This is a genomic window from Nonomuraea sp. NPDC002799 (assembly GCF_053592075.1).
On record NZ_JBSFVA010000005.1, the window covers coordinates 165,484 to 186,983 of the forward strand.

At 71.7% G+C, this 21,500-nt stretch carries 22 protein-coding genes; 13 read left to right on the forward strand and 9 right to left on the reverse strand.

Annotated elements, in window-relative coordinates; translation table 11 throughout:
• Positions 1–29: 29 nt before the first annotated feature.
• Entirely contained in the window at positions 30–1,784 is a 1,755-nt protein-coding gene (locus tag ACWD0F_RS12205; protein WP_449874553.1) for a glycoside hydrolase family 15 protein, read from the reverse strand.
• A gap of 79 nt (positions 1,785–1,863) precedes the next feature.
• A complete protein-coding gene (gene yczE, locus ACWD0F_RS12210) occupies positions 1,864–2,472 on the reverse strand; it encodes a membrane protein YczE (RefSeq protein ID WP_449874555.1) in 609 nt (202 codons plus the stop codon).
• Positions 2,473–2,535: 63 nt separating this feature from the next.
• On the opposite strand from yczE, the gene yczR reads away from it, so the two are divergent.
• Positions 2,536–3,966, forward strand: a complete 1,431-nt coding sequence (gene yczR, locus ACWD0F_RS12215; protein ID WP_449874557.1) for a MocR-like transcription factor YczR — start codon at positions 2,536–2,538, stop codon at positions 3,964–3,966.
• Positions 3,967–4,057: 91 nt separating this feature from the next.
• Here the strand turns inward: yczR and ACWD0F_RS12220 are convergent, their stop codons facing one another.
• Both ACWD0F_RS12220 and ACWD0F_RS12225 read right to left on the reverse strand, forming a co-directional pair.
• Positions 4,058–4,666 carry a trimeric intracellular cation channel family protein gene (locus ACWD0F_RS12220; protein ID WP_449874559.1) on the reverse strand — a complete coding sequence of 203 codons (609 nt, stop codon included), beginning with the start codon at positions 4,664–4,666 and terminating at the stop codon, positions 4,058–4,060.
• Between the two features lie 10 nt (positions 4,667–4,676).
• Positions 4,677–6,155, reverse strand: coding sequence for a peptide MFS transporter (locus ACWD0F_RS12225; protein WP_449874561.1), 1,479 nt, complete (start codon positions 6,153–6,155; stop codon positions 4,677–4,679).
• A gap of 149 nt (positions 6,156–6,304) precedes the next feature.
• Between ACWD0F_RS12225 and ACWD0F_RS12230 the strand changes: the two genes are divergently transcribed.
• From ACWD0F_RS12230 to ACWD0F_RS12240, 3 genes are all read left to right on the forward strand, one after another.
• Positions 6,305–8,143 carry an AMP-dependent synthetase/ligase gene (locus tag ACWD0F_RS12230; RefSeq protein WP_449874563.1) on the forward strand — a complete coding sequence of 613 codons (1,839 nt, stop codon included), beginning with the start codon at positions 6,305–6,307 and terminating at the stop codon, positions 8,141–8,143.
• A gap of 70 nt (positions 8,144–8,213) precedes the next feature.
• Positions 8,214–9,389, forward strand: a complete 1,176-nt coding sequence (locus tag ACWD0F_RS12235) for a hypothetical protein (RefSeq protein ID WP_449874565.1) — start codon at positions 8,214–8,216, stop codon at positions 9,387–9,389.
• 140 nt (positions 9,390–9,529) lie between these two features.
• Positions 9,530–10,030 (forward strand): hypothetical protein, encoded by a 501-nt coding sequence (locus tag ACWD0F_RS12240; RefSeq protein ID WP_449874567.1) that lies wholly within the window; start codon positions 9,530–9,532, stop codon positions 10,028–10,030.
• On the opposite strand, the gene ACWD0F_RS12245 is transcribed toward ACWD0F_RS12240, so the two are convergent.
• Positions 9,999–10,484, reverse strand: a complete 486-nt coding sequence (locus ACWD0F_RS12245) for a MerR family transcriptional regulator (RefSeq protein WP_449874569.1) — start codon at positions 10,482–10,484, stop codon at positions 9,999–10,001. The two genes, ACWD0F_RS12240 and ACWD0F_RS12245, sit on opposite strands and share 32 nt — an antisense overlap.
• Before the next feature lie 56 nt (positions 10,485–10,540).
• Here ACWD0F_RS12245 and ACWD0F_RS12250 point away from each other — a divergent pair, with 56 nt between their 5' ends.
• The gene (locus ACWD0F_RS12250; RefSeq protein WP_449874571.1) at positions 10,541–11,461 is read left to right on the forward strand and encodes an NAD(P)/FAD-dependent oxidoreductase; all 921 of its coding nucleotides are present in this window, start codon (positions 10,541–10,543) and stop codon (positions 11,459–11,461) included.
• Positions 11,458–12,786, forward strand: a complete 1,329-nt coding sequence (locus ACWD0F_RS12255; protein ID WP_449874572.1) for an MFS transporter — start codon at positions 11,458–11,460, stop codon at positions 12,784–12,786. Before ACWD0F_RS12250 ends, ACWD0F_RS12255 begins: the two co-directional genes overlap by 4 nt.
• 78 nt (positions 12,787–12,864) lie before the next feature.
• Here the strand turns inward: ACWD0F_RS12255 and ACWD0F_RS12260 are convergent, their stop codons facing one another.
• Positions 12,865–13,512 carry an NAD(P)-dependent oxidoreductase gene (locus tag ACWD0F_RS12260; protein ID WP_449874574.1) on the reverse strand — a complete coding sequence of 216 codons (648 nt, stop codon included), beginning with the start codon at positions 13,510–13,512 and terminating at the stop codon, positions 12,865–12,867.
• A 105-nt stretch (positions 13,513–13,617) separates the two neighbouring features.
• On the opposite strand from ACWD0F_RS12260, the gene ACWD0F_RS12265 reads away from it, so the two are divergent.
• From ACWD0F_RS12265 to ACWD0F_RS12285, 5 genes are all read left to right on the forward strand, one after another.
• A complete protein-coding gene (locus tag ACWD0F_RS12265) occupies positions 13,618–13,986 on the forward strand; it encodes a winged helix-turn-helix transcriptional regulator (RefSeq protein ID WP_449874576.1) in 369 nt (122 codons plus the stop codon).
• A gap of 65 nt (positions 13,987–14,051) precedes the next feature.
• Entirely contained in the window at positions 14,052–14,363 is a 312-nt protein-coding gene (locus tag ACWD0F_RS12270) for an ArsR/SmtB family transcription factor (protein ID WP_449874578.1), read from the forward strand.
• Entirely contained in the window at positions 14,363–14,905 is a 543-nt protein-coding gene (locus ACWD0F_RS12275) for an SRPBCC family protein (protein WP_449874580.1), read from the forward strand. Before ACWD0F_RS12270 ends, ACWD0F_RS12275 begins: the two co-directional genes overlap by 1 nt.
• A gap of 99 nt (positions 14,906–15,004) precedes the next feature.
• The gene (gene moaA / locus ACWD0F_RS12280; protein ID WP_449874582.1) at positions 15,005–15,994 is read left to right on the forward strand and encodes a GTP 3',8-cyclase MoaA; all 990 of its coding nucleotides are present in this window, start codon (positions 15,005–15,007) and stop codon (positions 15,992–15,994) included.
• Between the two features lie 14 nt (positions 15,995–16,008).
• Positions 16,009–16,854: an NTP transferase domain-containing protein gene (locus ACWD0F_RS12285; protein WP_449874584.1), complete on the forward strand. Its 846-nt coding sequence runs from the start codon at positions 16,009–16,011 to the stop codon at positions 16,852–16,854.
• A gap of 313 nt (positions 16,855–17,167) precedes the next feature.
• Here the strand turns inward: ACWD0F_RS12285 and ACWD0F_RS12290 are convergent, their stop codons facing one another.
• A complete protein-coding gene (locus tag ACWD0F_RS12290; protein ID WP_449874586.1) occupies positions 17,168–17,482 on the reverse strand; it encodes a DUF3099 domain-containing protein in 315 nt (104 codons plus the stop codon).
• 99 nt (positions 17,483–17,581) lie between these two features.
• Between ACWD0F_RS12290 and ACWD0F_RS12295 the strand changes: the two genes are divergently transcribed.
• Entirely contained in the window at positions 17,582–17,794 is a 213-nt protein-coding gene (locus ACWD0F_RS12295) for a dodecin (protein ID WP_449874588.1), read from the forward strand.
• Between the two features lie 49 nt (positions 17,795–17,843).
• A complete protein-coding gene (locus ACWD0F_RS12300; RefSeq protein ID WP_449874590.1) occupies positions 17,844–18,401 on the forward strand; it encodes an arsenate reductase/protein-tyrosine-phosphatase family protein in 558 nt (185 codons plus the stop codon).
• Between the two features lie 138 nt (positions 18,402–18,539).
• Here the strand turns inward: ACWD0F_RS12300 and ACWD0F_RS12305 are convergent, their stop codons facing one another.
• On the reverse strand, positions 18,540–19,895 hold the full coding sequence (locus tag ACWD0F_RS12305) for a metallopeptidase TldD-related protein (protein WP_449875019.1): 1,356 nt from the start codon (positions 19,893–19,895) through the stop codon (positions 18,540–18,542).
• A 47-nt stretch (positions 19,896–19,942) separates the two neighbouring features.
• The gene (locus ACWD0F_RS12310; RefSeq protein ID WP_449874592.1) at positions 19,943–21,436 is read right to left on the reverse strand and encodes a TldD/PmbA family protein; all 1,494 of its coding nucleotides are present in this window, start codon (positions 21,434–21,436) and stop codon (positions 19,943–19,945) included.
• Positions 21,437–21,500: the final 64 nt, after the last annotated feature.

The following is a 21,500-nucleotide window of genomic DNA, read 5'->3' on the forward strand; positions in this document are numbered from 1 at the left end:
ATAGGTGAGCACCTTGACCCGGCGAAGCGTCACGACAGGGCGCGGGCGGCGTGGATCAGTGGCACGTGGCTGAAGGCCTGCGGGAAGTTCCCCACCAGGCGGCCGTAGCGCGAGTCGTACTCCTCGGCCAGCAGCCCCACGTCGTTGCGCAGCGCCAGCAACCGCTCGAACAACTCCTTGGCCTCGTCCTTCCGCCCCTGCATCGCCATCACCTCCACCAGCCAGAAACTGCAGGCCAGGAAGGCGCCCTCACCGCCGGGCAGCCCGTCCACGTCGTTGTCGTCGGCCAGCGGATAACGCAGCACGAACCCGTCCGACATGAGCTCCTTCTCGATCGCCGCCACCGTCCCCGTCACCCGGGGGTCGTCGACGGGCAGGAAGCCCACGACGGGGATCATCAGCAGCGACGCGTCCAGCTCCGACGACCCGTACGACTGCGTGAAGGTGTTGCGCTGCGCGTCGAACCCCTTGTCGCAGATCTCCGCGTGGACGGTGTCACGCAGCGTCCGCCATTTCGCCACGGGCCCGGTGCGGTCGAACCGCTCGACGTACTTGACGGCCCGGTCGAGCGCCGCCCAGCACATCAGCTTGGAGTGCACGAAGTGCCGCCGGGGGCCGCGCACCTCCCACAACCCCTCGTCCGGCTCGTCCCAGTGGTCCTCCACGTAGTCGAGGAGCTGCCGCTGGATGGCCCAGGCGCGGTCGTCGGGGCCCAGGCCGCGGGTCCGCGCCACGTACAGGCAGTTCATCACCTCGCCGTACACGTCGAGCTGCAACTGCTTGACGGCCTCGTTGCCGATGCGGACGGGCCGCGAGTCCTCGTAGCCGTCGAGCCAGTCGAGCCGCAACTCGGGCAGGCGCCGTTCGCCCGCGACGCCGTACATGATCTGCAGGTCCTGGGGCCGCCCGGCGATCGCCCGCAACAACCACGAGCGCCAGTCGGAGGCCTCCTCCAGATAGCCGGAGGAGATGAGCGCGTCGAGCGTCATCGTCGCGTCCCGCAGCCAGCAGAACCGGTAGTCCCAGTTGCGCACCCCGCCCAGGTCCTCGGGCAGGGACGTGGTCGGCGCGGCCACGATGCCGCCGGTCGGCGCGTAGGTGAGGCCCTTCAGCGTGATGAGCGAGCGCACCACGGCCTCGCGGTAGGGCCCGTCGTAGGTGCACCTGCTCACCCACTCCGCCCACATCGCCTCGGTCTCGCGGAGCTGGTCGCCCGAGTCGATCTGCCGCGGCATCGGCTCGTGCGAGGGATGCCAGGTGAACACGAACGGCAGCCGGTCGCCTTCGTTGACGGTGAAGGTGGCCCGGTGGGCGTAGTCGCCGCCCTTCAGCGGCACGGGGGAGTGCAGCCACACCGAGTCGGGGCCGCCGATGGCCTGCAGGTGGCCGTTGCTACGCCGCACCCACGGCACGATGCGCCCGTAGTCGAAGCGCACCCTGAGCTGCGTGGAGACCTCCACGCTGCCGGAGACGCCCTCCACGATCCGGACGACGTCGGGGTTGCGGTCGCGGGGCGGCATGAAGTCGGTCACCCGGACGGTGCCCGTCGGTGTGTCCCACTCGCTCTCCAGGATGAGCGTGTCGGGCCGGTAGCGCCGTCTCGTGGCGGGCTTGCGGCCGGTCGGCCCCAGCCACCAGTGCCCGTTGCGCTCGCTGCCCAGCAGCGCCGCGAAACACGCGGGGGAGTCGAACCTCGGCAGGCAGAGCCAGTCGATCGAGCCGTCCCTGGCCACGAGCGCCGCCGACTGCATGTCTCCGATCAGCGCATAATCCTCGATCCGCATGCCTAGACGCTACTCGGCGCGGGGGCGATCCCGCGGCCGGATCCGATCATGTCGCGTCATGCCCGATCCGGCCGCGGGATCACATCAGAGGGAACCATCGGCTGAAGAGCTGCGTCAACGGCCCGATCGCGAGCGCGAACACCAGGGTCCCCACGCCCACGGTGCCGCCGAGCAGCCAGCCCAGGGCCAGCACGCTGATCTCGATGAGGAAGCGGCCCAGCCGCACGGACAGGCCGAGCCGCATCAGGCCCGTCATGATGCCGTCGCGCGGCCCCGGGCCCATCCCGGCGCCGATGTACAGGACGGTGGCCAGGGCGACGGCGGGGACGCCGAGCAGGAGGTACAGGGCCTGGAAGGGGAGCTGTGACGGCGTGGGCAGCAGGAAGATCGCGGCGTCGGCGAAGAGTCCCAGGAAGATCACGTTGCTGACGGTGCCGATGCCGGGCCGCTGCTTCAGCGGGATCCACAGCAGCATCACCGAGGCGCCGACCAGGATGATGATCGTGCCGATCGACAGGCCCGCCCTGATGGCCACGCCCTGGTGGAAGGCGTCCCAGGGATTGTTGCCCAGCCCGGACTCCACCAGGAGCCCGATGCCGGCGCCGTACAGCGCCAGCCCGCCGTACAGGCGCGCGAGACGGGCGGGGAAGGAAGCCAGCCGGGGACGGGGGACGGTTGTTTCACTCATAATGGTCCTAGAGTGGCATCTTTCCGGCTTGCCAAAACAGAGCCAATGGCGAAAAGTGGCCTTATGAGGCATCTCTCGGCGGCTCAGGTGGCCCGGCTGGTCCAGGTCGACCGGGGCGCCCGCCCCTACTACCGCGCGCTCGCCGACGGCGTCCGCGCCCTGATCATGGACGGCCAGATCCCGGTACGCGTACGCCTGCCCGCCGAACGCCACCTCGCCGAGACCCTCGAGGTCAGCCGCACCACGGTCACCTCCGCCTACGACCTGCTGCGCGAGCGCGGCTACCTGGAGAGCCGCCAGGGCTCGGGCAGCTGGACGGCCCTGCCCGACCCCGCCACGACGGCCGACAACCCGTGGCTCGGCACCGACGCCGACGGCCTGATCCCGCTGCACGCCGCGGCCCCGCCCGCCCCCTCGCTCCTGCGGGAGGCGATGATGGAGGCGGTCGAGGACCTGCCCAGGTACGGCATGGGCAACGGCTACGACCCGGTGGGCCTGCCGGTGCTCAGGGAGCGCGTCGCCGCCCGCTACACGGCCAGGGGCCTGGCCACCCGGCCGGAGCAGATCGTCGTCACCACCGGCTCCCAGCACGCCATCCAGCTCATCGTCGGGCTGCTCGTCGGCGCGGGTGACCCGGTGCTGGTGGAGTCGCCGACGTACCCGCACGTCATCGACGCGGCCCGCCGGCGCGGCGCCCGGATCGTCCCGGTCGGGATCTCGCACGAGGGCTGGCAGGCCGACCTGGTGAGCGGGGCCATGCGCCAGTCCGGGGCCCGCCTGGCCTACCTCATGCCCGACTTCCAGAATCCGACGGGCGCCCTCATGGACGACGACACCCGCGCCGCCGTCGCGAGCGCGGCCCGGCGCGCGGACACGCCGCTGCTCATCGACGAGACCTGGATGGAGCTGGCGCTGGACGAGGTGCCGCGGACGGCGCCCATGGGGGTGTTCGACACCGACAACCGGGTGATCAGCGTCGGCTCGGCCTCCAAGTTGTGGTGGGGCGGGTTGCGCATCGGCTGGATCCGCACCACCGCCGCGCTGGCCCGCCGCCTGGCCACGCACCGCGCGGCCGTCGACATCGCCAGCCCGGTGCTGGAGCAACTGGTGGTGGCGCGGCTGTTCGACCGGCTGGAGGAGACGCGGGCCGAGCGCCGCCGCACGCTGCGCGCCTCCCGCGACGCGCTGGTGGCGGGGTTGCGCGAGCATCTGCCGGAGTGGACGTTCACGGTGCCGCGCGGCGGGGGCACGCTCTGGGTCCGGCTGAACGGCGCCGCCGCCACCCCGCTCGCCGAGGCGGCGGCCAGCCACGGCGTGCGCCTCGCGCCCGGCCCCTGGTTCGGCCTGGAGGGCACCTTGGAGGGTTACGTGCGCGTGCCGTTCACGCTGCCGCCCCAGATCGTGACGGACGCGGTCCTCCGCCTGCGCGCCGCCCGCGACCGGGGCCCTCTCGGCGGCCGGCGCCCCGCCGACTCACTCAGCGCGATGGTGTGACCCCCGACCCGCCGCCGCCCGGTCGGCGGGTGCCTCGTCAGCGACGGCCCGTCGCGGCGGCCGGTCAGCGGCACCCGTCAGCGGCACCCCGTCAGTCGGTGACGCCCCGGGCGAGCGGCGCGCGCCAGTTGCGCCGCATCGCCGCCAGCCGGAAGCCGAACGCCAGCACCGCCGCCGCCAGCGTCGCCGGCCAGCCGTGCCACCCGTTCCACCACAGCCCGGCCATCACGGCCGACCCGAGCAGCGCGGGCAGCGCGTAGAGCTGCCGGTCGTACAGGAGTGTGGGGATCTCCCCGGCCAGCACGTCGCGCAGCATGCCTCCGCCCACCGCGGTCGTGACGCCCAGCAGCGCCGCGTGCAGCGGATTGAGCCCGTACTCCAGGGCCTTCTCCGTGCCCACCGCGCAGAACAGCCCCAGCCCGGCCGCGTCCAGCACCAGGATGGCCGGCATCAGCCGGGCCACGTGCCCGTGCCAGAAGAACACGATCGCCGTCGCCGCCACCGGCACCAGCACGTAGCCCAGGCTCTGGAAGGCGATGGGCCGCACGTTCAGGATCAGGTCCCGCACGACGCCGCCGCCGAGGGCGGTCATCTCGGCCAGCACCCCCATCCCGACCACGTCGAGTTGCTTGCGCACGCCCATGAGCGCCCCCGACAGCGCGAAGACGAAGATGCCGGCCAGGTCGAGAATTTCGGACACGTCGGAATGTCTACCGCATGTCCGCCGCGACGTGATGCTCGGCCATCATCACCCGGAGCCGCCGGGTGAACATGAACAGCGCCACCCCCGCCACGATCGCCATCAGGGCCAGCACGAGGTAGTACGCCGGCTCCGACAACACCCGGCCGAGCCGCCCCGTCTGCCCGCCGACCGCGTCGCCCACCGACACCGCGATGAACCAGATCCCGAGCATCTGGCCCTTGAACGCCTCGGGCGCCAGCTTCGTCGTCACCGACAACCCGACCGGGCTCAGCGACAACTCCCCGAACACCTGGATCAGGTAGACCAGCGCCAGCCAGAGCACCGACACCTTCCCGCTCTGCGCCAGCGACGCCACCAGGGCCATGACCACGAAGCTCAGCCCCACCATGACCAGCGCGAAGCCGAACTTCTGCGGCGTGCTCACCCGCGTCCCCAGCCGCACCCAGAGCACCGCGAACACCGGCACGAAGATCATGATGAACAGCGGGTTGAACGACTGCGTCGTGGCCGCCTGGATCGGGATGCCGAACAGCGACAACTCGGTGTGGTCGGCGGCGAAGAACAGCAGCTTGCTCGGCGCCAGGTCGTAGATCATCCAGAAGATGGCGGCGGCCACGAAGAGCCAGATGTAGGCCTTCATCCGGATCCGCTCGTCCTCGGTCAGGTTGTGGCTGCCGCGCAGGATGTAGGTGAAGTACACGATGGGCACGATCAGGATGACGACCGTGAGCACCACGGTGAACCGGTCGACGCTGAACGTGCCGGTCGCCGCCCACACGGCCAGCGCGATCACGACCACCGCCACGCCGAGGGCGGACAGGCGGCCGAAGCGGCGGCGCTCGGCGGGGGACAGGCGCAGTCCCGGGCGCTCGCCGATGCCGCGCAGGTGCCGGCCGCCCCAGACGTACTGGATGAGGCCGAGCGCCATGCCGACGGCCGCGGCGCTGAAGCCCAGGTGCCAGCGCCCGCCGGTGGCCAGCCAGCCGACCACGAGGGGCGCGAAGAAGGCGCCCAGGTTGATGCCCAGGTAGAACAGCGAGAACCCGGCGTCCCTGCGCCCGTCGTCGGCCTCCGGGTAGAGCCGGCCGACCATGACGGAGATGTTCGGCTTGAGCAGGCCGGTGCCCACGATGATCAGCAGCAGCCCGAGCCAGACGAAGACCGGCGACGTCACCGGGATCGCCATGCTGATGTGCCCCAGCATGATGACGAACCCGCCCCAGAACACCGACCTGTGCGCGCCCAGGATCCGGTCCGCGACCCAGCCGCCCGGCAGCGCGACCAGATAGATCAGCGCGCCGTAGACGCCGACGACCGCCTGCGCCGTCTCCTGGGGCATGCCCAGGCCCTGCTGCGCCGGCGAGGCCGCCATGAAGGTGGCCAGGATCGCGCGCAGGCCGTACCAGCTGAAGCGCTCCCACATCTCCGTGCAGAACAGCGTGGCCAGGCCCCAGGGGTGCCCGAAGAACGTCCTGCCGCCTGTCATGTGGAGCCCCCCGATGGCACGTAACGCGTTCAGGTGATCACCCTACGTCACGGACACGGATCTTTCCTTCGTAGGTCTTGCCGCTGTCCCGCCGGTGTGGTGCGATGCATCCCATTCATGCAAGTGAATACTGACTGGAGGCGGGCGCCATGGCCGAAGTCCTCGAGGTCCGGGCCGAGATCGAGCGGCAGATCGCCGGCCATACCATCTGCGACCAGCTCAGACAGGCGGCCGAGGAGCATCCGGATGCGCCCGCCTACTCCGACCCGGAGGGCGACGGCTGGCGCACGCTGACCTACGCGCAGGCCAGGCAGCGTGTCTTGGAGATCGCGGCCGGGTTCGTCGCCCTCGGGCTCGAACCCGGTGAGGCCGTGACCCTCATGATGGTCAACCGCAGCGAGCACGTGCTCGCCGACCTCGGCGCCGTGCACGCGGGCGGGGTCGGCTGCACGGTTTACTCGACGTTCGCGCCCGACCAGATCGCGTTCGTCGCCGGCGACGTGTCCGCCAGATACGCGGTGCTCGGCGGCCCGGCCGAGCTGGCCCGCTGGCAGCCGGTGCTCGACCGCCTCGACGGCCTGCGCAAGATCATCATGCTGGACGGCGCCCCCGCCGGGAACGACCGCTACCTGGCCTGGGAGGACTTCCTCGCCCTCGGGCGCGCCCGGCTGGCCGCCGATGCGGCCGAGGTCGAGGCCCGCTCGGCCGCCGTCACCGCCGGCGACGTGGTCACCGTCCTGTACACCTCGGGCACCACCGGCATGCCCAAGGGCGTCCCCCTCACCCACAAGAACGTCTTGTACGAGGTCGCCGCCACCGACCGTCTCACGACCTTGCCGGTCCGGGGCACGCAGATCTCCTACCTCACCTACGCGCACATCGCCGAGCGCATCCTCAGCCTCTACCTGCCCCTGGTCAAGGTCTCCCACGTGCACTTCTGCACCGACCTGGCCAACCTCGGGGCGACGCTCGGGCAGGTCAGGCCGATGATGTTCTTCGGCGTGCCACGCGTGTGGGAGAAGATGATGGCCCGGCTGCTCGCCGTCCTCGCCACCCAGCCCGCGGAGCAGCAGGAGGCCGTCCGCCAGGCCATGGCGGCCGGCGCCGCCTACGTCGAGGCCGGCCAGTACGGCGGCACGATCACCCCGGAGATCGAGGCCGCCTACGAGAAGGCCGACGCCTCGCTCCTGTCGATCATCCGCGGCATGATCGGCTTCGACCGCGCCCAGTGGACGGCCACCGGCGCCGCGCCGCTCGCGGGCGAGGTGCAGCGCTTCTACGCCGGGCTCGGGCTCAAGGTCATCGACGTGTACGGCATGACGGAGACGACCGGCGCCTTCACCGGCAACAGCCCCGCCTGCTATCGCCTCGGCACCGTCGGCAGGGCCGAGCCCGGCGTCGAGGTCCGCCTGGCCGAGGACGGCGAGATCCTCACCCGCAGCCCGCTCGACACCGGCGGCTACCTCAACCGGCCCGAGGCCACCGCCGAGCTCGTCGACGCCGATGGCTGGCTGCACACCGGCGACATCGGCTCGGTCGACGAGGACGGCTTCTACCGCGTCGTGGACCGCAAGAAGGAGCTCATCATCACCGCCGGCGGCGAGAACATCTCCCCGGCCGAGATCGAGAACCACCTCAAGGAGCACATGCTCATCGGCCAGGCGCTCGCCTACGGCGACAACCGGCCGCACCCGGTGGCCGTGCTGACGCTCGACGCCGAGGTGGCGCCGGGCTGGGCGCAGGCGCGCGGCATCACCTTCGCCTCGCTCGCCGAGCTGGCCGGGCACTCCGACGTGCTCAAGGAGGTGGGCGCCGCGGTCGAGGCGGCGAACGCCAAGCTGGCCCGGGTGCAGCAGGTGAAGAAGTGGGCGCTGCTCGGCACCGAGTGGACCGCCGAGACCGAGGAGCTGACCCCGAGCCTCAAGCTCAAGAGGCGGATCATCCACGCGAAGTACGCCGACGTCATCGAAAGCCTCTACTCCGGTTGATCCCGGCTTTGCCATACGTGGCGTGTGTCGGGGTCCTGGTCATTACCGGATGGTTCCTACCGTCTCGATCATGACCAGAAGTCTTCTGCTCGTCTCGCTCGCGGCGGGGTCGCTCTCCATACCAGCGTCCGCCGCGGCGACCGAGCCTGTCATCCGCGCCATCACCGTGCGCCCGGCCCATCCCGTGGTCGGGGCGCTCGGCTCCGTCCGCCTGGTGATCGATGTGATCGCCAAGGGGGCGAGCGGCAAGGACGGCGTCACCGTCAAGGTCGAACCGGGCGCCCCGCCGGCGCCGCTCCTCATCAGCAAGCCGCCCGTGCTCGACGCGCCACGACCGTTGCCCGCACCGATCGGCAGGCCCCAGCCGGTGCCGGTACGCCCCGCCCCCGCTCAGCCGGCGCCGGCCCAACCGGCGCCCGATCAGCCCATACATGCCCAACCCCAGCCCGTCCAGCAGATGCCGATCCAGCACCAGCCCGCGCGGCCCGAGCCCGTCCAGCAGGGGCCCGCCTGGCCCGAACTTCAGCAGGGCCCGGCCCGGCCCGAAACGCAGCAGGGGCCCGCCCGGCCCGCGCCCGTTCAGCAAGGGCCCGCCTGGCCCGAGGCAGTCCAGCAGGGACCGGTCCAGGAGGCGCCGGCCGCCGTCGCTCCGATGCGGCCGGAGCCGAACGCCGCTCCCGCACCGCCCGCCGCGGTCTCCGCCGGTGACGCGCGCCCCGGTGCCGTCGTGCCGCCCGCCGTGTCACCGAGGCTCGTCTGGCGCCAGATGGTGGCCCCGGCGGCCGGGGCGGCCCGCATGAGCGGCGGATGGGAGACCTGGCGCTTCCTGCCCGACAAGAGACTGAACCGCTTCTATCCCACGGGCACCTGGACGATCACCGCCACCGCCAGGGGCCAGGGCGGGACGACGGTCACCGAATACGCGTCGTTCCAGTTCAGGCGGGAGAGCAGGCTCTCCTCCGTACGCGCGGAGAAGTCCGCGGCGGGCGTACGCCTGCGCGGCTCGCTGACCAGGATCGACCCGCGCGGCCTCACCGACTACGGCCCGTTCGCCAAGCAGCCGCTGGAAGTCCTGTGGCGCGCCGATCCCACCGCGACGTGGGAACGCGTGGCGCTGGCGACGACCGACGCGGCGGGGGCGTTCATGAGCACGGTGCCGGACCGTACGGGCGGCTACTGGCGCATCCGCTACCCAGGAACAGGACATTACGCAACAGACGTATCAAAATCCCTACAAAGCACCTAATCAATAATTGAATTAGGGAACGTCGCAAAATCGTTGTTGCGGAATTGTGATCAACAATGTCGCAACTATTCCTTACCCTTACGCGTCATTGGTTGACGTGCCCCGAGTTGGGGCGGTAACAAACGGGGAAGGAATTTCCATTGAGAATGCGACGTCTCGCCGCCGGTCTGGCGGCCGCTGCCCTGGGCGCCACGATCGTGGCCACGGCTGCTTCGCCCGCCCTCGCGGACGACCCGGGCCTGGACCCCGATACCGCGGGCTACACCAGCCTGCAGTTCGACGCGAGCCCTGAGCCCGCCTGGCGTGGCCGGCCCATCACGTTGTCGGGCAAGCTGTCCGTGCAGTGCGACGAGGACTACATCAGTGGCCTCGTCTCGGTGCACAACGCCGACTACTGCAAGGACCGGGAGAACTGGCACCGTCTCGGCTGGAAGCGGATCACGATCCTCTTCCAGCCTGACGGCGGCCACCGGTGGGAGTACGTGGACACCATCAAGACCAGCGGCTCGGGCTCCTTCGCCACGAAGGTGCGCGCCCGCACGTCCGGCACCTGGCGCGCCGTCTTCGAGGGCGCCCGGTGGCTGTCCCCCGCGGAGGGCAGGGACTGGGTCAAGGTCGTCGGCGGCCGCCGCCACCACTAGCACCACCCGAACGCCCGGCCACCACGGCCGGGCGTTCGCCGTCCGCCGGCGGGATCCCGATCACCGGGTCGTCGGCGCACATGCGCTGGAAGTTGGGGCACAGCGTGAAGTCCGGCGCCGAGCACTCCAGCGCGTGCTCGACCAGCGTCTTGGACAGCTCCGCCTGCCGGATCCGCCACTCCAGCTCGGCCCGGTGCCGCCGCAGCAGCTCCCGCCGATCCCCGGCCGCGGGCGCGTCGAACATCTCCCGCAACTGCTCCAGCCCGAGCCCGCCGGCCTTGCCCCGGACGATCATCGTCACCCGCGACACCTGATCCTCGGTGTACCGCCGCCGCCCGTTGGCCCGCCGCGCCGGCGCGATGAGACCCATCGCCTCCCAATGCCGCAGCACGTGCGTGGCCAGGCCGAACCGGCCGGCCAGCTCTCCGATGGTCATCTCCGGGCTTGACTTCATGTTCACATTAACTTGCAGAGTTGTTCCCGGTGTCAAGGACGACCAGGGAGAACGACATGCGAGACGCGATCGTCATCGGCGGCGGCCCCGCCGGATTGTCGGCGGCACTGATGCTGGGCCGGGCGCACCGGTCCGTGCTGCTGCTGGACGCGGGGGAGCCCCGCAACGCAGCGGCGGAGGCGGTGCACAACCTTCTCGGCCTCGAAGGCACCCCGCCGGCCGAGCTGCGCCGCATCGGACGCGAGGCGCTCAAGCCGTACAAGTCCGTAGATATTCAGGACGGGCCGGTAACGACGGTGGCGCGCAGCTCCACGGGTGCCTTCACCGTCCACGGGCGGGAGTCCCGCAGGCTGCTGCTGGCCACCGGCCTGGCCGACGAACTGCCGGACATCTCGGGTGTGCGCGCGTTGTGGGGCCGAGCGGCGTTCCACTGCCCCTATTGCCACGGATACGAGCTCACCGGCAGCCGCGTCGCCGTGATCGGCGCGAGCCCCGATCGGGTACGCCTGGCGCTGCACCTCAGCCGCTTCACCCCCGGCGTGACGCTGTGCGGCGACGGCGCCCGCCCGGCCGAGGCGGACCGCGCCCTGCTGGCGGCCAGGGCGATCCCCGTGCGCTGTGAGCCCATCACCCGCCTGGAAGGGAAGGAGAGGAGGCTCGATCAGATCGTGTTCGAGGGTGGCCCGCCGGAGCCGGCGCGGGCGGTGTTCGTCAGGACGACCCTGTCCCAGCGCTCGCCGATCGCCGGGGACCTGGGCTGCGCCCTGCTGCCCGACGGGCTGGTGGAGGTCGACGACTTCGGCCGTACGAGCGTGCCCGGCGTGTGGGCGGCCGGCGACATGGCGCGCCGGGCGAGCGTGCCGATGCCGTTCGCGGCGGTGATCGCCGCCGCGGCGAGCGGCACCATCGCGGCGGGCGCGCTCGACCAGGACCTGCTCGCCGCGGACTTCGGTCTCGCCGGCCTGGTCCGCCCATGAGCGTCAGAACGGCGTCCAACGTCCCGCTCGCGACGACGGGGCTGGTGCTGGGCGTGCTCATGTCCGTGCTCGACCAGACGGTGGTGGCCGTCGCGCTGCGCGACATCGCGCGCGACCTGGGGGCCGGCGGCCCGATCGGCTGGATCGTGACCGCGTACGTGCTCGCCTCCACCGCCACCGCCACCCTCTACGGCAGGCTGAGCGACCGCTACGGCCGGCGCGAGGTCTACCTCGCAGCCGTCATCGCCTTCACGGCCGCGTCCGCGCTGTGCGGGCTCGCCCAGACCCTGCCGCAGCTCATCGCCGCCCGCGCCCTGCAGGGCATCGGCGCGGGTGCCCTGTTCGCGGTGCCAGCCATCGCCCTGGCCGAGCTGTATCCCGAGCGGTTGCGGGCCCGGGTACAGGGGGCGGTGGGAGCCGTGTTCGCCCTGGCCAGCGTGGGCGGCCCGCTGGTCGGCGGAGTACTCACCGACGCGGCGGGCTGGCGGTGGATCTTCTTCGTGAACGTGCCGATCGGCCTGCTGTCGATCCTGCTGGTCGCCTCCTCGCTGCGGCTGCCCGGCACGGCGGCCGATCCCCGGCTGGACCTTCCCGGGGCGGCCCTGCTGGCCGCCGCCGCGGTGAGCCTGATGCTGGTCACCGAGTGGCCGGCCGCGCCGGGGCTGATCATCCTGGCCGTGGCGCTGCCGGCGGCGTTCTGGTGGCGGGAGCGGCGGGCCGCCGCCCCGATCATCCCGCCCCGGCTGTTCGAGGGCCGGGTGGCGCGGGCGGTGTTCCCGGCCACGGTGCTCCTGGGCGGCCTGCTGTACGGGTCGCTCGTGTTCATGCCCACCTACCTCCAGGTCGCCTTCGACCTCAACGCGACCCAGGCGGGGCTGGCGGGCACCCCGTACTTCGTCACCTTCATCGTCGTCTCCGCCGTCGCGGGTGCCCTCGTGAACGGCAGGTTCCGCAGGTTCCTGCTGGCCGGGGCGGTCCTGATCGTCCCCGGTCTGCTGCTGCTCGGCCGGGCGGGACCGGACAGCCCGTACGCGTACGTGGCGGCGGGAATGGTGGTGCTCGCCGCCGGCTTCGGCCTCATCATGCAGAACCTGCTCACCGTCGCCCAGAACGCCGCCGGTCCGGCCGACCTCGCCGCCGTCACCTCGGCCGTGGTGTCGGCGCGCGGGCTCGGCATGGCCGCGGGCGTGGCGCTGGCCGGCCGGGCGGCGGGCGGCGGGCCCCCGGAGGCGATCGCCGCGGCGGTCCCCGGCGTCCTCCTGTGGGCCCTCATCCCGGCCGCCGCCCTCATCGCCCTGCTGGCCACCCTGCCCAAGGACACCTGACCGGCACGTCACCCTTCAGTACGTCACCCTTCAGTGCGACAACGGTTCAGTACGACAACGGTTCAGTGCGACAACGGTTCAGTACGACACGGCGACCTGGCAGCGGTGGTGCCCGGGGCGGACGGCCTCGTCCACCACCGCCACCGCCAGATCGGCGTAGGAGAAGGCCGGATCCCCCTCGGCGGACGACGGCACCTGCCCGCCCCCGATCCGGTACCGCCCCGTCCTGGCCGCCTCGGCGTCGAGCATGACGGGCGGCGGCGCGAGCACCACCCAGTCGAGCTCCGCCTCCTCGAACACCTCCAGCTCCGCCGCGTGCCCCAGCGAGAACGCCCGCGCGTCGGCCGGGAAGCCGGGTGTGTCGGCGAGCCGGACCCCGGGGGAGACCTCCAGCAGGGTGCCGATGCCGAGCGCCACCAGCCGCGGCACCCCCGCTCGCGCCAGCCCGCCGGTGAGGGCGCGGGCCGCCGCGGTGTAGAACTCCGCCGACGGCACGTCCAGCCGCGCCGTCACCTGCACCGCCGCGTCGTGGCCCGCCGCGACCTCCGCCACGCCGGCGGCGTCGGTGACGTCCCCGGCGACCACGCGCACTCTCTCGCCCGACAAATCGCCATATTTGCCGGGGTCCCGCACCACGGCCGTCACCTCAAGCCCGCGCTCGGCGGCCTCCGCGACCACTCGTCTCCCGGCTCGCCCACCGGCCCCGAACACCACGATCGAGCTCATCGCCACCCCAGATCCGTGTACCTACGACGGCCGGACGGCCGTACCCCGCAGACGGTAGAGGGCGACCCATCGCTTTCCGCAACGATAGTTACCTACGATGTCGGGATGTCCCAGCCGCTTGATCCCGACATGTTCGCCGGATGCCCGCCGGTCGCCGCGCCCATCCGCATCGGCGACAAGTGGACCGCGAAGATCATCCGCTGCCTGGAGTCGGCGCCGCGGCGCTTCACGGAGCTCCAGACCACCCTGCGCGGCATCACCCCGAAGGTGCTCACCGAGTCCCTGCGCGCCATGGAACGCGACGGCCTGCTCACCCGCGCCGCCTACGCCGAGATCCCGCCGCGCGTCGAGTACACGCTCACCGACCTCGGCCGCAGCCTCATCGAGCCCATGAACGCCGGCTGCGAGTGGTCCCGGAGGCACCTGTCCGAGCTGATCGACGCCCGCGAGTCCTGGCACGCCGCCACCCCCTGACATGTGCGTGTCGGCCTGGATATATGCCTTGACCGGCATATGCTGATCGCGGCATATTAGCGCGTATGAGCGTGGATGCGTCGTTCGCCGTACTCGCCGAGCCGACCAGGCGCAGGATCCTCGACCGGCTCGTGGGGGCCGAGCGCAGTGTCGGCGAGCTGGCCGAGGAGCTGGCCATCAGCCAGCCCACCGTGTCCAAGCACCTCAAGGTGCTGCGCGAGGCCGGTTTCGTCATCAGCCGCACGGCGGCACAGCGGCGGATCTACCGGATCGAGCCCGCACCCCTGCGGGCCGTGGACGCCTGGCTCACGCCGTACCGGCGCCTGTGGGACACCCACCTCGACGCTTTGGAGCGTCACCTCGACACGATGGAGTGATGATGAACGCGACCTTCGACCCCGGCCCCCTCGCCGACGTCGGCTGCCGGCCCGCGGCCGGCGGATGGACGCTGGTCTTCGTCCGTGACCTGCGCCACCCGCCGGAGAAGGTGTGGGCCGCCCTGACCGAGCCGGGGCAGCTCGGTCAGTGGGCCCCCTACACCGCGGCTCGTGACCTCGCCGCCACCGGCGAGGTGACGCTGCTGATGATCGACGGCGACACGACCGTGGACATGGCCGAGTCGGTGCTCACGTCGGAGCCGCCCACGCTGCTGGAGCACACCTGGGGCCCCGACCGGCTGCGCTGGGAGCTCGCGCCGACCGGCCAGGGCACCCGGCTGACGCTGCTGCACACCGTTCAGGAGCGCGCCGCGGCGCCCAAGATGGCCGCCGGCTGGCACCTGTGCCTGCGGGTCGCCGAGCTCCTTCTCGACGGCCGCCCGGTCGCCCCGATCCGCGGCGAGGACGCTCTCGCGTACGGCTGGCAGGCTCTCAACGACGCCTACACGGCCCACCTCGACCCCGGCGCGGAATCGATCTAGCGACAGAAGTGTTGTCGTGCCGTGAAGAGGGGCTTTTGGGCGTGTGGCGGCACTCACCGTAGTCTGGCCCTCTGACGAACGAACAGGAGGTGACGCCCCGTGTTGCGAGACTCGTTCGGACGGGTGGCGACAGATCTGCGGGTGTCCCTCACGGACAAGTGCAATCTGCGCTGTACGTACTGCATGCCCCCGGAGGGCCTTGACTGGCTGCCCAACCCCCAGCTCCTCACCGCTGAGGAGATCGTCCGGCTCGTGACGATCGGCGTCGAGCGCCTCGGCGTCACCGAGGTGCGCTACACCGGCGGTGAGCCGCTGCTCAGGCGCGAGCTGGTCGACATCGTCACCCGCACCACCGCGCTCGCACCACGGCCGCAGGTGTCGCTGACGACCAACGGCATCGGCCTGGCCCGCGTGGCCGAGCCGCTGGCGGCGGCGGGACTCGACCGGGTCAACGTCTCGCTCGACACGCTCGACCCCGGCACGTTCAAGCGGCTCGCGCACCGCGACAGGCACGCCGACGTGATCGCCGGCCTGGCCGCCGCCGACCGCGCGGGCCTGCGCCCCGTCAAGGTCAACGCCGTCCTCATGCGCGGCGTCAACGACCATGAGGCCGTCGCCCTGCTGCGCTGGTCCCTCGACCAGGGCTACGAGCTGCGCTTCATCGAGCAGATGCCGCTCGACGCCCAGCACGGCTGGAGCCGCGAGGGCATGGTCACCGCCGACGAGATCCTCGACCTGCTGTCAGCCTCGTTCGATCTCACGGCCGATGACCTGGAGGAGCGCGGGAGCGCTCCCGCCGAGCGCTTCCTCGTGGACGGCGGCCCGGCCAGGGTGGGCGTGATCGGCTCGGTGACCCGCCCGTTCTGCGGCTCCTGCGACCGGGTCAGGCTCACCGCCGACGGCCAGGTCCGCAACTGCCTGTTCGCCACGGAGGAGTCCGACCTGAAGAGCGCCATGCGCGCGGGCGCGTCCGACGGCGAGCTGGCCGAGCGGTGGATCGCGGCGGTGTCGCGCAAGCGCGCCGGCCACGGCATCGACGACCCGTCCTTCCTGCAGCCGTCCAGGCCCATGTCCGCCATCGGCGGCTGACGGCGGCGCGCGGCATGCCGCAGGCACCCGTCCCGCAGGCGTCCGTCCCGCAGGCGTCCGTCCCGCCGGCTCACGACGCGGTGATCCTGGCCGGGGGAGAGGCCCGCCGGCTGGGCGGAGCCGACAAGCCCGCCCTGGCCGTCGGCGGCAAATCCCTGGTCGAGCACGTCGTGGCGGCGGTCCCGAGCGCCGCACGGGTGATCGTGGTCGGCCCGGAACGCCCGATCCCCGGCGTCGTCTTCGCCCGCGAGGACCCGCCGCGCGGCGGCCCGGTGCCCGCGCTCGCGGCCGGCCTCGCCGAGGTCACGGCCCCGTGGGTGGTGCTCCTGGCCGGCGACCTGCCGTTCATGACGGCCGCCCACGTCGCCGACCTCCTCGACGCGGCGCGCACGTCGTCCGGCGGGGCCGTCATGGCCGACCGGGACGGGCGCGAGCAGTGGCTGGCCGGCGCCTGGCCGGCGCCCGCGCTCAAGGACGCCCTTGCCGCGTACGCCGGCCGGTCGCTCAAGGGACTTCTCGGCCCGCTGGTACGCGTGCGTTCGACGCCGCCCGGGCGGCCGTGGTTCGACTGCGACACAATGGAGGACCTGGAGGAGGCTCGTATGAACGTGCTCAACGAATGGACCATCCTGGCCTGCGAGGAGCTGGGCATCGACCCGGCCCGCGTGGACCGCGACCAGATCCTCGACCTCACCAAGGAGGTCGCGCACGGCGTCGCCAGACCGGCCGCGCCACTGACGGCCTACCTGCTCGGCCTCGCCGAGGGGGCCGGGACGGCGCCTGAGGACGCTGTGGCCAGACTGGTCACATTGGCGAAAAAGTGGGAGCAGGCAACCAGTGAGACGCTGACAGACGGCTGACACTCGAACGAACTCTTGAAGTCAGGCCCCGCTCGCCTGAAGATTTCCTGTGAATAACGAGGCGGGAGGGGATGTAAACGATTTCGGGAAAGCGGCCCTATCGGACGGGACTCGCCACGCCGGGTAGATCGTCCGGGGCAAGGGTTTCACCAGGAAAAGGGCGACGCCGGGTGGTTACGGGGGCAAACCACCCGGCGTCGCTTCATCGGCGTTCCGACGGGGGCCCGGAACGCCGGCACCAGCACTCCGACGGGGGACCGGAGCGCTTGGCTAAAGCGTACACCTACAACCCGTGGGATGCGTCAAGACTTAGTCACGACCCGATCTCGCGTCGATGCAGCGGTATCTCGGTTTGGTTAGCTTCAGGGGACTGAAAGGTAGGGGGAGGTGCAGGCTTGCCCCTCTCATTGGCCCCGATTACCGCTATGTATGGCAAAAAGACGGCCCCAGCGATGAAGAGCAGCCGGACCGGCATCGGCACCGGGAGCACGACCGCCAGGATCAGGCAGATCGTCCTGATGCCCATCTTCACGAGATAGCTGACCTCGCGCCTGCCGATGTCGTCCGTCAGCGACGGCTTGGCGTCCGTGACCTGGTGGACGTCCGCTTTCCTGCGCCACCCCTTCATATCTTCCACGTTAGACCTCTGACGCTCCGGGTGCGACGGCGGCCCCGTCCGGGATCCGGGGTCATGCGATCATGGCCTTCGAGTTAGGAGGATGTGGAGATGACGGATCGCACGTACCGGGTCACGGAGATTGTCGGCACGTCGGGGGAGAGCGTCGACCATGCCATCCGCAACGGCCTCAGGCGGGCCTCGGAGACACTGCGTCACCTCGACTGGTTCGAGGTGACGGAGATTCGCGGGCATCTCGACGCGGGGGAGGTGGCGCACTTCCAGGTGGGGATGAAGGTGGGATTCCGCCTCGAAGACTCCTGACGTCGCAGTTCGCCGCTCCCTTGCCTGCCTGAGCGGCTAGATTGGCCGCGTGAGGGGTGAGTTCCGCATCCTGCTGGTGTGCACGGCCAACATCTGCCGTTCCGCCATGGCAGAGGTGATCGCCGAGCGGATGTTGCGCTCCGCGGCCTTCCCCGTGGCCACGGAGAGCGCGGGTGTGCGGGCGCTGGTCGGCCTGCCGATGGCGCCGCACGCCGTCACCGCCCTCGACCGGCTGGGCCTCGACGGCCGGGCGCATCGGGCCCGCATGCTGGAGTCGGGCCTCATCGGGTCGGCCGACCTGCTGCTGACGATGGAGGCGGGGCACCGGACGGCCGCCGCCGGCCTCGATCCCGGGGCGGCGCACAAGACGTTCACGCTGCCGGAGTTCGCCGAGCTGGCCGCCGGCGCGGGGCACCGCCGCTACCGCTCGGACACGGCGGAGCGGGCGCGGGCGATCGTCCAGTCGGCCGCGCGCCGCCGCGACCCCCGGCGGGCGCCGGAGGTGCACGACCCGTACGGCGGCCCGCCGCAGGGTTATGAGACGTGCGCCAAGACACTCGGCGAGTGCCTCAGCCACGCCCTGGGAGCCCTCCTGGGCCCTCGCTGAGCGAGCGGCCCTCCTGAGTCCGGGTCCCACCGCAACGACGCCGCACACGGCCGTGCCCGTCCCGCCACGACGCCGCACACCCGGCCGGCCGTGGCCGGCCCGCCCCGGCGGGGCGGGCCCGGCCGGCCGTGGCGCGCGTCAGCTCGCCTGGCTGACCGTCGACATGTTGAAGTCGGGCACCCGGACCGCCGGCATGATCGTCCGCTGGAAGTAGTCGCCCCACTCGCGCGCCAGCGTGCGCTCGCCGGCGCTCACCTCGGTGACCCGCCCGAGCAGGTCCACCGGGCTCTCGTTGAACCGGAAGTTGTTCACCTCGCCCACGACCTCCCCGTGCTCCACCAGGTAGACCCCGTCCCGGGTCAGCCCGGTGACGAGCAGGGTCTGCGGGTCGACCTCACGGATGTACCACAGGCAGGTGACGAGCAGCCCGCGCGTGGTCGAGGCGATCATGTCCGCCAGGGACGGCCCGCCCGAGGGCCCCGACACGATCAGGTTGTCGATCCCGGGCGTCACCGGCAGCCCGCTCAGCTCCGCCGAGTAGCGGGTCTGCAGCAGGGACTCCAGCCGCCCGTCCTTGACCCAGTCGGTCGGCGCCAGCGGCAGCCCGTTGTCGAAGACCGAGCTGTCCCTGCCGGAGGCGTGCGCGATCACGAACGGCGCGCACCCGATGCCCTCGGCCCCCGGGTCGCTCGACAACGACACCGGCAGCGTGGCGAGTTGCTCGCCCACGCGGGTGCCGCCGCCCTGCCTGGCGAACACCGAGCGCCCGTCGAGCGCGTCCCTGACGCCCGCCGACCAGTACAGATAGATCATCAGGTCGGCCACCGCGTTGGGCGGCAGCAGCGTCTCGTAGCGCCCGGCCGGCAGGTCCACCCGGTTCTTGGCCCACTCAAGGCGCTGCGCCAGCGAGGAGCCGAGCGCGTCGACGTCGACGTCGGCGAAGTCCCGCGTGGACACGCCGGTCCACGCCGAGCGCTTCAGGTCGGCGGACTTGGCGTTCAGCTCCAGCCGCCCGGCGGGCTGGTCGTGCCGCAGCCGCAGGCCCGTGGACGTGCCGAGGAAGGTCGAGGTGTGCGTGTGCTCGGCGAAGCCGTACAGCTTCCTGCCGCCCGCCTCCGCCGCCGCGAACGCGTCGCCGAGCGCCGGGGCGAACCTCTCGAACACCTCGATGTCGGTCGGCCGCACCGGAGCGTCCCAATCGGGGGACGCGGGCACGCCCTCGACCAGCGGGCGCGCGTCCTCGGCCGGTCGCGCGTCCCTGGCCGCGGCGTCGGCCGCCGCCACCACGCCGGCGAGCTGATCCTCGCGGACGGCGGCCCGCGACACGACCCCCACGCCCTGCCCCGCGATCGAGATCACGGTCAGCCGCGCGGTGCGGGCCACGCCGTTCGTGGTCAGCGTGTTGCCGGCGAAGCGCAGATTGGCCGTGGAGCTCTCGTCCACCAGCACCACGCAGCCGTCGGCGCGAGAGAGCCGAAGCGCCCGCTCCACCATGTCCTGGGGGGACGTCCGGACCGCCAGACCGTCCCTGATCGGCTCGTTCACTTCCCGCCCTCCTGCACCGTGTTGAGGATCCGCACGCCCCTGAACAGCGCCGAGGGGCAACCGTGGCTGACCGGCGCGACCTGTCCCGGCTGGCCCTTGCCGCAGTTGAACGCGCCGCCCAGCACGTACGTCCCGGGCCCGCCGACCGCCTCCATCGACTGCCAGAAGTCCGTCGTCGTCGCCTGGTAGGCGAAGTCGCGCACCTGCCCGGCCAGCTTCCCCTGCGAGATCTTGTACGCCCGCTGCCCGGTGAACTGAAAATTGTAGCGCTGCATGTCGATCGACCAGCTCTTGTCACCGACGATGTAGACGCCGCGCTCCACCCGCGAGATCAGCTCCTCGGTCGAGGGCCCGCCGGGCGCCGGCGCCAGCGACACGTTGGCCATCCGCTGGATCGGCGTGTGCCCGGGCGAGTCGGCGAACGCGCAGCCGTTGGACCGCCCGAGCTCCTGCAGCCGCGCCATCCGCCGGTCGAGCTGGTAGCCGACCAGGATGCCGTCCTTGACGACGTCGAAGCTCTGCCCGGCCACGCCCTCGTCGTCGTAGCCGATGGTGGACAGGCCGTGCGTGATCGTGCGGTCGCCCGTCACGTTCATCGCGGGCGAGCCGTAGACGAGCTCGCCGAGCTGGTCGAACGTGGCGAAGCTGGTGCCCGCGTAGGCCGCCTCGTAGCCGAGCGCCCGGTCCAGCTCGGTGGCGTGGCCGACCGACTCGTGGATCGTCAGCCACAGGTTGGACGGATCGATCACCAGGTCGTAGTCGCCCGCCTCGACCGACGGCGCCGCCAGCTTCTCTGCCAGCAGCTCGGGCAGTCTCTCCAGCTCGGCCGGCCAGTCCCACCCCGTGCCGGTCAGGTATTCGTACCCGCGCCCGACCGGCGGCGCGAGAGTCGACATGTCGTCGAAGCCGCCCGGCGCCGCCTTCATCGCGTTGAGCTTGGGATACACCCGCACGCGCTGTTGCGTCGTCACGGTGCCGGCCGTGTCGGCGTAGAACTTCTGCTCCTTGACCTGCAGCAGCCGCGCCGAGACGTGGTCGGCGCCCTTCAGCAGCCCGGCCGACCAGTCCGCCAGCAGGCTCACCTTGTCGGCCGAGGCCACCTCGAACGGATCCACGTCGTACGCCGACACCCACACGGCGTCGGCGTAGACCGGCTCGGGGGCCAGCTCGACGGGCTCGCGGTTGATCGGCGCGCTCACCTCGGCCACCCGCACCGCCTGCTCGGCCACTCTCGCGGCGGCCTCGGGCGTCAGGTGGACGCCCGCGGCGAACCCCCAGGTGCCGCCCTTGACGACGCGCACGGCGTAGCCCAGGTCGTCGGCGTCCATGGCGCCTTCGAGCCGGGTGTCGTAGAGGCGGAGCGTCTCCGCCCTCACGCGTTCGAGCCGGAAGTCGGCGTGCTCGGCGCCCAGGTCGCGAGCGCGTTGCAAGGCGGCGTCCGCGAGCTGCCGCAGCGGCAGCTCCAGGAAATCGGGATCGATCTGGCGCATGTCCACGATCCTAACCCTGCGATCTTGTCCGTCCCGGACAACCGGATACCAGCGGTTACGAGAT